Consider the following 13258-nt stretch of genomic DNA (forward strand, 5'->3'; position numbering starts at 1 on the left):
AAAAATGATGCCAACTTTAACCAAATCTGATGTTACCCTCAACTACCAAACCTTTGGAGATAAAAATAACGCTGCGTTGATTTTTTCCAATTCTTTAGGAACAAATTACACCATGTGGCAACCTCAAATCGATGCGTTAAAAGATGATTTCTATATTATCTGCTACGACACAAGGGGACATGGGCAAAGCTCTGCACCTAATCATCCTTACCACATTGAAGAATTGGGGCAAGACGTGGTTGATTTGCTTGTCCACTTGGAAGTGAAAAAAGCCAATTTCTGCGGGATTTCGATGGGGGGCTTGACTGGTCAATGGCTTGCTATCAATCGACCTGAATATTTTGATAAAGTCATTGTTAGTAACACCGCTGCCAAAATCGGGCAACAAGACGCTTGGCAACAACGTGCAAATAGCGTAAGACAAAACGGCTTACAACCGATTGCTAATACTGCAGCCAGTCGTTGGTTTACTCAAGATTTTATTAAAAATAACCCAGATATCGTCAAAAAAATGAGCGACGATTTGGCAAAGGGCAATGCGGATGGCTATGCCAACTGCTGTGAAGCATTGGCGAAAGCGGATTTGCGAGGAGCTCTAGCCAATGCCAAAGTCCCAATGCTAGTGATTGCTGGTGAACAAGACCCTGTAACCACGGTTGCAGATGCAAAGGCTATCGTTGATAAAGCACCGAATACCCAACTTGCAACGATTGAGGCATCGCACATTGCCAATATTGAACAACGTCACGCTTTTAATAAACTTATTAAGGAGTTTATCTAACAAAATTGTCTGATAAGCACTGTCTCACCTGAATCAATAAAACAAGACTATGTGTTAAATTGGATAAAACTTTGGAAGAATCGGATAGTAATACACCAAAAAAAAGCCTTTAATGATAGAAACGACTTTAAAGGTCTATATCAAAAGGTCTATATCAAAAGGTCTATATCAATAGTTGATTAAGGAGTCTACAAATCATGGAAAAAGTTGATCAAACCCAGTGGCGTAAAGTTATCGAAAACAGCCTTGATTTTCGGCCTAATGATGGGGTATTTCGCATCTCACGTGATATGTTTACCCAAGAAGAACTTTTTGACTTAGAGATGGAACACATTTTCGAGAAGGTATGGATTTATGCCTGTCATGAAAGTGAAATTCCAAATAATAATGATTTTGTCACGGTACAAATTGGGCGTCAGCCAATTATTGTTAACCGTGACCATCAAGGTAACCTAAATGCAATGGCCAATGCCTGTGAACATCGTGGTGCAACCTTAACACGTAGCTCCTGTGGCAATAAATCTACTTTTACCTGTCCATTTCATGCCTGGTGCTATAAATCAGATGGTCGTTTATTGAAAGTAAAATCTCCTAAAGAATACCATGCAGAATTTGATAAAACCAATCACAACCTGAAAAAAGCTCGCGTTGCAAGTTACCGTGGCTTTGTGTTTGTCAGCTTAGATATCAACGCTCAAGACACGTTAGAAGACTTTTTAGGTGACGCCAAGACTTTCTTGGACATGGTGGTCAATCAATCACCGACAGGTGAGCTTGAAGTATTGCCTGGCAAATCTGCCTATACGTTTGCGGGCAATTGGAAATTGCAAAATGAAAACGGTTTAGATGGTTACCATGTTAGCACAGTGCATTATAACTACGTGGCCACCGTACAACACCGTAAACAATTTAAGCAAAAAGAAGATGATGCTGATACCTTAGATTACAGTAAATTAGGCGCAGGGGATGACCAAACCGATGACGGTTGGTTTACTTTCAAAAATGGACATAGCGTATTATTTAGCGATATGCCCAATCCTACAGTACGCCCTGGGTATAAGGATGTCATGCCAAGATTGCAGGAAGAGTATGGCGATGAGTATGCTACGTGGGCTATGCACCGACTTCGTAACCTCAATTTATACCCAAGTTTATTCTTAATGGATCAAATCAGTTCACAATTGCGTATTATTCGCCCAGTCGCGTGGAATAAAACCGAGGTGGTGAGTCAATGCATTGGTGTGAAAGGCGAAAGTGCAGAGGCGCGGCGTAACCGTATTCGTCAATTTGAGGATTTCTTTAATGTTTCTGGTATGGGAACGCCGGATGATTTAGTTGAATTTAGAGAGCAACAACGGGGCTTCCAGGCACGCCTAGAAAAGTGGAGTGATATCTCTCGTGGCCATCAAAACTGGCTATACACACAAGGAAAACATGCTAAAAACTTGGGTATCAGCCCTGTTATTACAGGGACTGAGATTACTCAAGAAGGTCTATATGTGAACCAACATGGTGAATGGCAACGTTTGCTTTTAAAAGGGATCGATCAGCAAGCAGATCAATGAGACGGTCAATAAATCATGCAAATTAAGGCGAACTAATACACCTTTTAAGCGAAATATTATCGTTAAGCATAAACAAGGAGGAAACCATGTTGCAAAATTTAACAATACAAGATTTAACGTTCAAGGTTACCCAATTTTTAAACGAAAAATCAGAATTTTGTGATAACTATGATTGGGATAACTACTTAGCGTTATATGATGAAGATAGTACCTATCATGTACCCCAGTGGATTGATGAGCATCGCTATGTGGAAGACCCAAATCAAGGGCTATCGTATATCTATTATGCCGACAGGACAGGACTTGAAGATCGGGTTTTTCGCATTCGTACAGGTAAAGCCGCATCCGCCACGCCACTACCACGAACCTTACATATGATTAGTAATGTCAGAGTAAAAACACTACCCGACAACCTTGTTGAAGCAAAGGTAAACTGGCAAACACTTTACAATCGTCAAGGGTTAGAAGGCACCTTCTATGGCAGGGCGACCTATATCCTACGACCAGAGCAGGATAGCTTCCGCATTCGTTCTCAGCACATTGTGTTACTCAATGACAAGATTGACTCGGTTCTCGATTTTTACCATTTGTAATCGTATTGTATAAAATCGATGGTGGCAAAGTGCAACTATCGATTTTGTAAAAATGTTACAGCAGCCTAGAATGGCTCAAATTAAAGAAACACAACAAGATTATATTAAGCAGGATGTCATGGAAAGATTAGATGTGCAACAATATATCGATGAAAACAAAATGTCGGCATTACAATGGTTTGTTTTTATCGCTGGTGTTTTAATTATTTTTGCTGATGGTTTGGATGCGGGCGTCATTGGTTTCGTGGCACCATCTTTGCTCCAAGAGTGGGGTGTTAGTAAAGCTCAATTAGCGCCTGCATTGAGTGCAGCTTTGGTGGGTATGTCAATTGGCGCATTGGTTTCAGGGGTTTTGGCAGACAAATTCGGTCGTCGTTGGGTGATTAATATCAGTACAGCTTGGTTTGGTGTATTTACCCTTTTAAGCGCATTTAGCACAGGGCTAAATGATTTAACTATCTATCGCTTCTTGACTGGTTTAGGGTTAGGTGCTGCGATGCCAAATATAGCCACACTAGTTGCAGAATATATGCCGAAAAGAAATCGCGCCAAAATGGTAAATTTTGTGATTTGTGCCTTTCCGCTTGGCATTACGGTGGGCGGCTTATTGGCATCAAAAGTTATCCCAGTTTCGGGTTGGTCACCTATGTTTATTTACTGTGGCATTTTTCCGATTGTACTAACAGTTGTTTTGATCGCCATGCTGCCAGAATCAATTCCGTATTTGCTAAATCGTGCTAAGCAAGATGCTGCTAAAAAACTTATGTTGAAAATTTCTGGTAATCCTGCAATCAATCAGTCTGAGTTATTTATTGATTCCACGGTTCAGCAAGAAAATTCAGCAGTTCAGCAAGAAAAGTCAGGATTAAGTTTAATTCTATCACCAAGATATCGCTTAGGCACAATGATGCTTTGGCTATGTTGTTTTATGAGTTTGTTGGTGTTTTATCTCCTAACAAGTTGGTTGCCAATAATGCTCAATCAAGCGGGTTTTAACACACAACAATACAGTACTCTTGCTGCTATCTTCCCATTTGGCGGTGTATTTGGTGCCATTATAATCGGCTATCTGATGGATAGTTTTCGTCCGGTCAGTACCATAAAGATTACCTATTTCATTGCAGTTATATTGTTTGTGATAACGAGTTTTTTTACCAATAATATTTATTTATTAGGGTTTTTTATCTTCTTATGTGGCAGTACAATTGCAGGTGCCCAGTCATCATTACCAACATTAACTGCGCTCAATTACCCTGTCCAAGGGCGTGCTTCAGGGGTATCATGGATGCATGGTATCGGGCGTATCGGAGCTATCTGTGGTGCGTTATTCGGCTCACAACTACTAGCGTTTAACTGGGGTTTAGGCAAATTGATTTTAATTCTTGCTCTACCAGTTTTGATTGCCGCTATTGCACTAGTGATTAAATCACGTACTACTCACTCAAAGTTAACTGTAAATGATGCGACGCTATCAAAACATTAATTAAGAAAGATATCACTAATGCTTGCTTGTAGTGATGAATTTGAACAGTATTAAAACTTCAAAAAGCACCAAAAGTATACTTTTGGTGCTTTTTTTATATAAAAAAATGAGTGTTGGATTATCAGCTTGGCACAAAAGTTGCACATACATATGTGGTATTTATTAAGCTATAATATAAATATATTAAAGTAATATGATGATATTGCATTAATTAAAAAATTCGAAGGGAATTTGTTATTTCTATAGCTATCGAAAAGGGTATTTAGTGTTACTTCTCATTAAACTCATGATGTTATGTTCATGACCTGTAGCTATTATTTACTAAGTACCTAAGTAGAGTATACTTTAGACGTATAGTCAGCGAACTACTAAATGGGTACGGCGTTAACCACATTAAGCCTACTCCAGTAGTACTTACACTTGGTCGCCTTGTAACCATTTTAGACTTCTTTGACTATAATAATTGTAAGAGATACGAGGATGTTGCATTAATTATCAAATAGGCCGAAGGGAATCCGCTATGTCAGTAGTTAACGACAAAGGAGTGTTAAATTTTACTTCTCAATATGCCCATGACGCCCATGATGTTATGTCCAAGATATGTGGCTATCACTCACTAAGTACCCTAGCAAAGCATTCATTAGACTTTCGTTATCAAGGGGTTATTCTACCCTATAATCGTATTGGGATAGGCACCATCCAATATGGGGCAGATGTGTGTATCGATATTTCAACACTTAGATCGTACAGTATCAGTCTACCTTTCTATGGCAAACAATATTTGACATATGATGGAATTACTTATCAATCTGATAAAAATAATGCGATTATTGTTTCTAATTCAAGTGAGCAAAGTTTAATTATCGAAGAAAACTGTCAGAAGCTTCAGTTTGTCATACCTGAGCATAGACTCTCTAAGGTTTTATCCTCACTAATCTCAGCACCTATTAGCGAGCCTGTTACTTTTTCGCCAACTATGCGGATTGATAATCATAGTTTGAATAAGCTATGGTGGCAAAATATTGAGTTATTTGTAAAATCTCAAATAACCACTGGTAACCCGAACCTACATTTCTGGACTGAAGACTATGAAGACTTTATGATCAAAGGCTTACTATTGTCTCAAGATCACAATTATTCTGATGAGATTCAGCAAAAGTTATTGACTGAAGAACCGGCGTATTTAGTTAAGGTTAAGCAGTTATTAATACAATATTCAAAAGAAAAGATTAGCATTGAAGATATTTGTCGCCGAGTGGGTGTCTCTAAATCCAAATTATATCAAGAATTTAATTGTTATTATGGCGTCAGCCCCATGGTTTTTTTGAAAAATCATCGACTTGACCAGATCAACAAGGTGTTGACTGCGCATCAATATAGAAACATATCTATATCAAAAGTGGCTCACGAATGGGGATTTAACCATTTAGGACGCTTTTCACAAGAATATCGGAAAAGGTTTGGTGAAACGCCTCGTGAAACACTGAAAAATTAGGCTGTGGTCTAAACAGTATACTCAGACCCTAACCCCTGCTGTCAAACACGGAATAAAACACCTGGTTATTTTCATCATGAAACCTGTGAATAAAAGTCTTGGAATACTTGAGTAGGTGATGTAAATCATAATCCTTTCTGTATTCTTTGACGGTTGTAAAAAATCTAAATAAGGACAGCACAAAAAGTGAAAAAGAAAAAAATAGTACGTTAAATAATTTTTTCGAGTTTTAATCAACTTGTAAAGCACTACTTACTGACTTCTAGTATTTTTCAGCTGATTTAAGTACCGTCAGGTCATCTTAGGGGTATAGTCAGCGAACTACTAAACAGTTACAGTATTAACCTCGTTAAGCCTACATCCTTATTACTTGCTACTTGCTACTTGCTACTTGCTACTTGCTACTTGCTACTTGCTACTTGCTACTTGCTACTTGCTACTTGCACTCGGTTGCCTTGTAACCATTTTAGACTTCCTTGAGTATATAACAAATATTATTGGTAGTAGGCAGTGCTCATAGACCCCTTAATTGTTGAAATTTTACTTAGCTAGGTCTGATTTTTCAGCTGCTCCCTCATCTTCGCGCATCTGCTCCCACTCATCTTGCTGTGCCAATACAGAGCCTTCAGGCGCAACAGAGGTTTCGCCTTCCTCCCACGGTGCATTGTCGGCAAGCTCTTCAATATGAATGGTTTTGATGTTGTAATCTGGCTGATAGTACAAGTCAAACTTGGCTGCTTTTACAGTGGAAATCATCATCATGGTTAAAATAACAATGAGTGGCGCACCAGAGAAAATAGAAGCGGTTTGCAAGGTACTTAAGTCACCTAAGAACATCAAAATTGCCGGTAATAAACACAAGGTGAATGCCCAAAATAATCGATTCCAGCGGTGTGGCTCTTCATCAACCTCACGTTGTACCACCGACGCCAAAATGTAAGAGATGGAGTCAAACGTGGTGGCAGTAAAGATAACCGCCAAAAAGGTAAATACCGCAACCACTGCATAGCTCATTGGTAAACTATTTAAGATGGCGAAAATAGCCGCTGTAGCAGACTCATTATTCAACACGCCGACCACATCGACAGTACCGGTCAACTGTAAATACAGACCATAGTTACCTAGGATGATCATGAAGATGGCACAGCCCATCGAGCCGTAAAACATCGATCCGACCACCATATTACGGATGGTACGACCCCGCGAAATCTTAGCAATAAATAAACCAATGGTTGGTGCAAATACCAGCCACCATGCCCAGTAGAATACTGTCCAATCTTGCGGGAAGGTGGTGTGCTCAAATCCTGCGCTCTCAAAATCTTTAAACGGTTCAATATAAGTCATCATACGTGGCATTTCGGTCAACGAGCGACCAATCGCCTCAAGACCCGTGTTTAAAATAAATACCGTTGGTCCTGCTATTAAGATAAACGCCAACAAAACCAGTGACAGATAAAAGTTAATATTAGACAGCTTTTGGATGCCACCTTTTAGACCTTGATAAGCACTGTAAGCGAAAATAAGGGTGGTGACTAACAGTACTACGATCTGCATTGAGGCATTACGCGGTAGACCAAATAGGTTGTATAACCCTTCGTTAATTAAAGGCGATGCCAAGCCCAATGTAGTCGCACCACCGCCCACCATGCCAAAAATAAACAGCACATCGAGCATCTTACCCCAGTTGCTGCTGGCTAATTTTTCACCCAATAATGGGGTTAAGGTTTGGCTGACTTTAAGGACAGGGGTCTGGCGCACGTAATAAAAATAGGCGATAGCAATTGCAGGCACTAGGTAAATTGCCCACGCCACAGGTCCCCAATGGAAAATACCGTAGGTTGATGCCCAGCGAATGGCATCAGGCGAGCCGGCTTCTAAATTAAACGGTGGACCTTGGAAATAGTACGCCCACTCAATCAATCCCCAGTACAAAATACTGGCGCCAATACCGCCGCAAAACAGCATGGCCGCCCATGATGCATCCGCAAATTCGGGCGTGTCTTCTGGGCGTCCTAATTTGATTTTACCAATATCAGAGAACACGATATAAATGACAAACATCATTGCCATGACACCGAATGCCAAATAAGCGACGCCAAAATTGTTGGTCACAAACGTGCGTGCCATACCGACCCAAATTTTACCTTGTTCTTGATAGAAAATAAGCGGGATACAAATCGCCAGTAGAATGGCAATGACCATTCCAAAGGTAAATTTATCGATACGGGTATCGGGTACATGGTCGGGTCGTCGTTGTGGGATGTCCATATTGACGCCAAACGTACCCAAATGAGGTGGCTTGTGATGATTTCTAGTGGTTTTAATAAAGTCTGGTAAATACTCTTTTGTGGACTGTTGAGAACTATTGTCCGAAGACTTTTGCGAAGAGGGGCTATTGTTACTGCCACTAGAGGTAGTCATCTTACTACTCCTACATATTAAAAAGGATGTTACTGCTAAATTTAGATTAAAAATTTTAGCCATCTTAACACAATAGGAAGTATTCGTGATTCAGCTGATAGGATAACGACTGTGACACAAAACAGGCCCATAACAAAGTTCATGACTGAGGTCATGATAATGGCAATAAAGAAGAGGATGTCACCGTTTAGATAACTATAAGGAGGTTAGGGTTGTGTGGTTCTGGTTTGACCACTGCTGCAGACGGCAACATTGAGTAGTAGATGGGAAGCCTACTTCGTCCATCTGCCGCGCATGATGTTGAGTAGATAGAATAAAGCGGTGGTGACAAGACTCAAGAATAAGATGTACCGTAAATCTTGACCTAAATGCATCGCCCAATTGATCACATAGTTTAGGATAAAGACGACACAAAAGAAGACCAGTACACTTTTAATTTTCATAGAGGTAAGCCTTGTCCATGGGTTAAGCTTAGATAATAGAGAAGAAGATCAGCAACGTTAATCACTACGATAGCGCAGAAAGCAGGACACGTCCAGTTAATAGCAAACGTCGAGAATTAATGATAGAGCCAGTCCAATATACAATCCCTAAGCGCATTGTCAACTAGCCACCTCTAATCAGCCGCTTTTAATCAGCTGATTTAAAATGATTCATCGAATAAATTAGTTAGCGATACAATCTCCATAATACTGCAGAATGTTGGTAAAATAGACGCCACATTAAATTTTGTACTTTTCACTCGAAATGGATCACATTATGAGCATAGCCACACCGAGCACCGCTACCCAAAATCTGCCTACCATTAAAGAAGATCGTATCTTAATTATCGACTTTGGCTCACAGTACAGCCAACTTATCGCTCGTCGTGTGCGTGAGGCTGGCGTGTTCTGTGAGATGTATCCGTATGACATTGATGCAGGCCGCATTGAAGCTTTTGGTGCTAAAGGGGTGATTTTGTCAGGGGGGCCAGAAAGTGTCCATGATGCCAATAGCCCTCGTATTAACCAAGCCTTATTTGATTTAGACGTGCCTATATTAGGCATTTGCTATGGCATGCAGGCAATGGCGGATCACTTCGGTGGTAAAGTTCAGGCCAGTGATGTCCATGAGTTTGGAGCCGCCGTTATTGATGTGACGGGTTCTAGCACTTTGCTCGACGGTATTGAAGATGAGCGTCAAGACAATAGTCGTCTGCATGTGTGGATGAGTCACGGCGACAAAGTGGTCGAAGCCCCAAAAGGGTTCGATGTGATTGCCAGCACGCCAAGCTGCCCAATCGCAGTGATGGTTAATGAGGACAAAAAATACTACGGTCTACAGTTCCACCCCGAAGTGACCCATACCTTGCAAGGAGATGTGTTGCTATCCCGCTTTGTGCATCAAGTGTGCGGCTGCGCTGGCGACTGGACACCAGACAACATCATCGATATGCGTGTTGAGCAGCTCAAAGAACAGATTGGAGACAAGCAAGTTTTATTAGGCTTATCAGGCGGTGTGGACAGCTCAGTGGTTGCAGCATTATTACACAAAGCCATTGGCAAACAGCTTACCTGTGTGTTCGTCGATAACGGTCTATTACGTCTGCACGAAGGCGACCAAGTGATGCAAGTATTTGCTGAAAACATGGGCGTTAAAGTGGTACGTGTTGATGCCGAAGACCGCTTCTTAGATGCCTTAGCGGGCGAGGCGGATCCTGAAGCCAAACGCAAAATCATCGGCAAGACCTTTATCGATGTCTTCGCCGATGCCGCACGTGATGTGAGCCAAGGCAGCGACGGCAAGCCAGTTGAGTTCTTGGCGCAAGGGACGATTTACCCTGATGTTATTGAGTCTGCTAAGTCGCATCAAGGCAAGGCACATGTGATTAAGAGCCATCATAACGTAGGCGGTCTGCCAGAAGATTTGGCGTTTAAACTTGTTGAGCCATTACGTGACTTGTTCAAAGATGAAGTTCGCAAGTTGGGCATTGCTTTGGGCTTACCGCACAAGATGATTTATCGTCATCCGTTCCCAGGACCTGGACTTGGGGTGCGTATCTTGGGTGAAGTCAAAAAGGAATACGCCGATATCCTGCGTCAAGCCGATGCCATCTTTATGCAAGAGCTTGAGCGCTCTGGTTGGTATGAAAAAACAGCACAAGCCTTCGCAGTATTTACGCCTGTCAAATCCGTTGGTGTGGTCGGTGATGGTCGCCGTTATGCATGGGTGATTGCGCTACGTGCGGTAGAAACGGTAGACTTTATGACTGCCCGCTTTGCACATCTGCCGTATGAGCTGATTGAGACCGTGAGTAACCGTATTATGAATGAAATTGCGGAAGTATCGCGTGTGACCTATGATGTGTCGAGCAAGCCGCCGGCAACGATTGAGTGGGAGTAGAGGTTGATCCAAATAGGCATTTATTGCGGTGTCAGGTTCGCTTAATGCACTTGATGTGCTATTTGCGCTCACCTTCCTTGCACTAAACCCTATTTGATTCACCCTAGGAGGTAGGTCGGTTTATAAATAAAAAGCGCCCAGTTAGGTGCTTTTTTGTCATTATAAACTTTATCAGTCAAAGGAGTTAGACTCTCTAACGTCCCCAAGTACTTGGATTAGCAACCATATATTTATGCATTGCTTTTATGTTTTCAATATTCTTTTTCTCAATACTGGTTAATTTATTGTCCACATTGGTATAACAAGGCACATACCAATCTTCCTCAGCGAATGTTTTAGCCCATTCAGTAGAGTTAAATGAATAGCCATGGCGAGCATAAATCTCATTACGCATATAATCTAGATCTGAAGGACTGGTAAACAACTCTTCATCTGTTAACAAACGATTTGAAGCCTCACTATAATAACCCTTATATTTTTCATAGCCACATTCTTTTTGTTTAAGATTAAAACTTTTGACGGATAGACCAAAAGCCGTATCGGTTTTAGGAAAAACTTTCCAAGTTCCTATTAACAGATCTGGACTATTCTTATTGGTCATCATATCAAATTGTCCATCTCCTATCTGAGTAGCAGGTTCATTTAACGTCAGTCGCCAAAAATTACCTTCTGCCTTAATAGTGCCGTTTAAAGGGCGTTTATTATGTTTGTATAAACTGCTGCCTCGAACGTTGCCATTAGAGACAGAGTCAATAAATAGCGTCGCTTTACCGTCACCAAATTTGCCTGAGAAAACACCAGTTGGATAGGTACTAGCATAGCTGATACCGCCGAGACACGTCACTGCAATAAAAGCGATGGGAAGGGTTAACGTTTTCATGGGTTTTCCTTAAGATTGATTTAGGGTATCCATCATCTGCAAAATTTTGGAAAGTCTTAAAAAATTCTTATTATTATTGAATCAATAGGTTAAATTTAATGTAGCATATTCTATTAAAAGAGTTAATTAAATTTAATTAATTATTCATTAAAAATCCATTAAGGTTTTACTGTATGTCAACTATTAAAGCCGAACATAAATTAATGGGCAAGGCCTTAAAATTTCTTACCTTAGGATTATTAGTTTGGTTTTGTTGGTTAATGGCCAAAACGGTACTTATTTATATCCCCTTTGAAGACAGAGCAGGGTTTCTTATCTTAAAAAGAGGTTGGGTCGAGTATAGCTGGTGGAGACTTGCGTTCAAAGTCCATGTTTATAGTAGTGGCATTGCCATGTTGGCAGGGTTTACCCAGTTTTGGAATATGTTCAACTCGGTTCGTTTTCCTAATTATGCAAAGTGGCATCGTAGATTGGGGTATGGTTATGTCTTTATCATTCTAGTATTGGCATTACCTTCGGGGTTTGTATTGGCTTTAACAGCGCTAGGCGGGCTGCCCGTTCGGATGAGCTTTACTGTATTGTGTTTCTTATGGGGACTGACTACGTTAGGGGGTGTTTATTTTGCTTTAAAAAGACGTTTCAAACGGCACAGAACCTTAATGGTTTATAGCTATGCATTAACCTTATCAGCGGTTACTTTACGTTTTTTAAAATTGGGGCTGTATCAACTCGCTCCATACTTCGAATGGCTTACCCCACTTCATATCTACCAAACTGAAAGTGTATTAGCCTGGGGGATAAACTTAGTGCTTGCATGGTTTTATTTAAATATAAAACAATTTAAGTTATTTAAATATTGGGCTAAATAACAAGACATTTGTATTCAGAAAAAATTAAAACCCATACCTTAAAACCCATTAATAACACGATAAATTTAATGTTTTTAATGATAACTTGCTAATTCTTATCAATAACAAGTAGCTATTCACGCTTTCCACTCCTATCTGCTTATTTATACGAGGCAGAGTCTAAGCTTTGGGGTGTCGCTTACTTCGTGCGCCTGAGGAGGGATAAAGTGAAGCACTGCTTCACCCCGACGCAAGAGAAAATCTACGATTTTCTGAAAAAAGCAAGCCTCTGCAACTCGTCTCAATAAGCAGGATATCCGTTGCAATCGTGGCTAAACCGCTTTTGGCGTTGACGTTCAAGGATGAAAAGGACAACACTCACACTTTAAACATAGCCTCAAAAGATAGTCTTGTTTATCGTGACTCATTCAGATTATCCAACATAACAATACCTATCGTAGCGAAATAAATAACAATAATGATTAGTTGACAATAGCATACCGATCGTACTTGCTTATCATCCCAATGACGTAAATATAGGGTCAATTTGATCAATAATAAAATAGCCAAAAACACGTTAAGATCTGAAAATAGTATCGTTAATACAATGATAAGCAGTAATATAAACTCTGTCTTTTGAATCAGTAAAACCACTTCCCATAGTGTACAAATTATAGCTATTATCAATAGTAGGAGTATAGAGTCCGGTAGCATTATCAATCCTATAGTCAGCGAACTACTAAACGGTTACAGTGTTAACCTCGTTAAGCCTACTCCCGTATTAATTGCTACTTGCACTCGGTTGCCTCG

At 40.5% G+C, this 13258-nt stretch carries 10 protein-coding genes; 7 read left to right on the forward strand and 3 right to left on the reverse strand.

What is annotated here, in order from left to right:
- Positions 1–7: 7 nt before the first annotated feature.
- The 5 genes from pcaD to AC2SLT_RS00790 all read left to right on the forward strand — a co-directional run bounded on the left by pcaD (position 8) and on the right by AC2SLT_RS00790 (position 5917).
- A complete protein-coding gene (pcaD, locus tag AC2SLT_RS00770) occupies positions 8–781 on the forward strand; it encodes a 3-oxoadipate enol-lactonase (protein WP_486545653.1) in 774 nt (257 codons plus the stop codon).
- Between the two features lie 197 nt (positions 782–978).
- On the forward strand, positions 979–2346 hold the full coding sequence (antA, locus tag AC2SLT_RS00775; RefSeq protein ID WP_486545374.1) for an anthranilate 1,2-dioxygenase large subunit: 1368 nt from the start codon (positions 979–981) through the stop codon (positions 2344–2346).
- A gap of 86 nt (positions 2347–2432) precedes the next feature.
- Positions 2433–2939: an anthranilate 1,2-dioxygenase small subunit gene (antB, locus tag AC2SLT_RS00780; protein ID WP_486545376.1), complete on the forward strand. Its 507-nt coding sequence runs from the start codon at positions 2433–2435 to the stop codon at positions 2937–2939.
- A 118-nt stretch (positions 2940–3057) separates the two neighbouring features.
- Positions 3058–4422: an MFS transporter gene (locus AC2SLT_RS00785; RefSeq protein ID WP_486545655.1), complete on the forward strand. Its 1365-nt coding sequence runs from the start codon at positions 3058–3060 to the stop codon at positions 4420–4422.
- 520 nt (positions 4423–4942) lie between these two features.
- Positions 4943–5917, forward strand: a complete 975-nt coding sequence (locus AC2SLT_RS00790; protein WP_486545377.1) for an AraC family transcriptional regulator — start codon at positions 4943–4945, stop codon at positions 5915–5917.
- A gap of 540 nt (positions 5918–6457) precedes the next feature.
- Here the strand turns inward: AC2SLT_RS00790 and AC2SLT_RS00795 are convergent.
- The gene (locus AC2SLT_RS00795; RefSeq protein ID WP_486545379.1) at positions 6458–8338 is read right to left on the reverse strand and encodes a BCCT family transporter; all 1881 of its coding nucleotides are present in this window, start codon (positions 8336–8338) and stop codon (positions 6458–6460) included.
- Between the two features lie 272 nt (positions 8339–8610).
- Positions 8611–8781 carry a hypothetical protein gene (locus tag AC2SLT_RS00800; protein ID WP_486545381.1) on the reverse strand — a complete coding sequence of 57 codons (171 nt, stop codon included), beginning with the start codon at positions 8779–8781 and terminating at the stop codon, positions 8611–8613.
- A gap of 316 nt (positions 8782–9097) precedes the next feature.
- On the opposite strand from AC2SLT_RS00800, the gene guaA reads away from it, so the two are divergent.
- On the forward strand, positions 9098–10720 hold the full coding sequence (guaA, locus tag AC2SLT_RS00805; protein ID WP_486545382.1) for a glutamine-hydrolyzing GMP synthase: 1623 nt from the start codon (positions 9098–9100) through the stop codon (positions 10718–10720).
- Positions 10721–10913: 193 nt separating this feature from the next.
- Here guaA and AC2SLT_RS00810 read toward each other — a convergent pair whose 3' ends face one another.
- Positions 10914–11600: a YARHG domain-containing protein gene (locus tag AC2SLT_RS00810; RefSeq protein WP_486545384.1), complete on the reverse strand. Its 687-nt coding sequence runs from the start codon at positions 11598–11600 to the stop codon at positions 10914–10916.
- A gap of 173 nt (positions 11601–11773) precedes the next feature.
- Between AC2SLT_RS00810 and AC2SLT_RS00815 the strand changes: the two genes are divergently transcribed.
- Entirely contained in the window at positions 11774–12469 is a 696-nt protein-coding gene (locus AC2SLT_RS00815) for a DUF2306 domain-containing protein (protein ID WP_486545385.1), read from the forward strand.
- Positions 12470–13258 lie beyond the last annotated feature (789 nt).

This window comes from Psychrobacter sp. CX18 (assembly GCF_057396215.1).

Coding starts and splice junctions, on each gene's coding strand:
- pcaD (WP_486545653.1), top strand. CDS start 8: ATGCCAACTTTAACCAAATCTGATGTTACCCTCAACTACCAAACCTTT.
- antA (WP_486545374.1), top strand. CDS start 979: ATGGAAAAAGTTGATCAAACCCAGTGGCGTAAAGTTATCGAAAACAGC.
- antB (WP_486545376.1), top strand. CDS start 2,433: ATGTTGCAAAATTTAACAATACAAGATTTAACGTTCAAGGTTACCCAA.
- AC2SLT_RS00785 (WP_486545655.1), top strand. CDS start 3,058: ATGGAAAGATTAGATGTGCAACAATATATCGATGAAAACAAAATGTCG.
- AC2SLT_RS00790 (WP_486545377.1), top strand. CDS start 4,943: ATGTCAGTAGTTAACGACAAAGGAGTGTTAAATTTTACTTCTCAATAT.
- AC2SLT_RS00795 (WP_486545379.1), bottom strand. CDS start 8,338: ATGACTACCTCTAGTGGCAGTAACAATAGCCCCTCTTCGCAAAAGTCT.
- AC2SLT_RS00800 (WP_486545381.1), bottom strand. CDS start 8,781: ATGAAAATTAAAAGTGTACTGGTCTTCTTTTGTGTCGTCTTTATCCTA.
- guaA (WP_486545382.1), top strand. CDS start 9,098: ATGAGCATAGCCACACCGAGCACCGCTACCCAAAATCTGCCTACCATT.
- AC2SLT_RS00810 (WP_486545384.1), bottom strand. CDS start 11,600: ATGAAAACGTTAACCCTTCCCATCGCTTTTATTGCAGTGACGTGTCTC.
- AC2SLT_RS00815 (WP_486545385.1), top strand. CDS start 11,774: ATGTCAACTATTAAAGCCGAACATAAATTAATGGGCAAGGCCTTAAAA.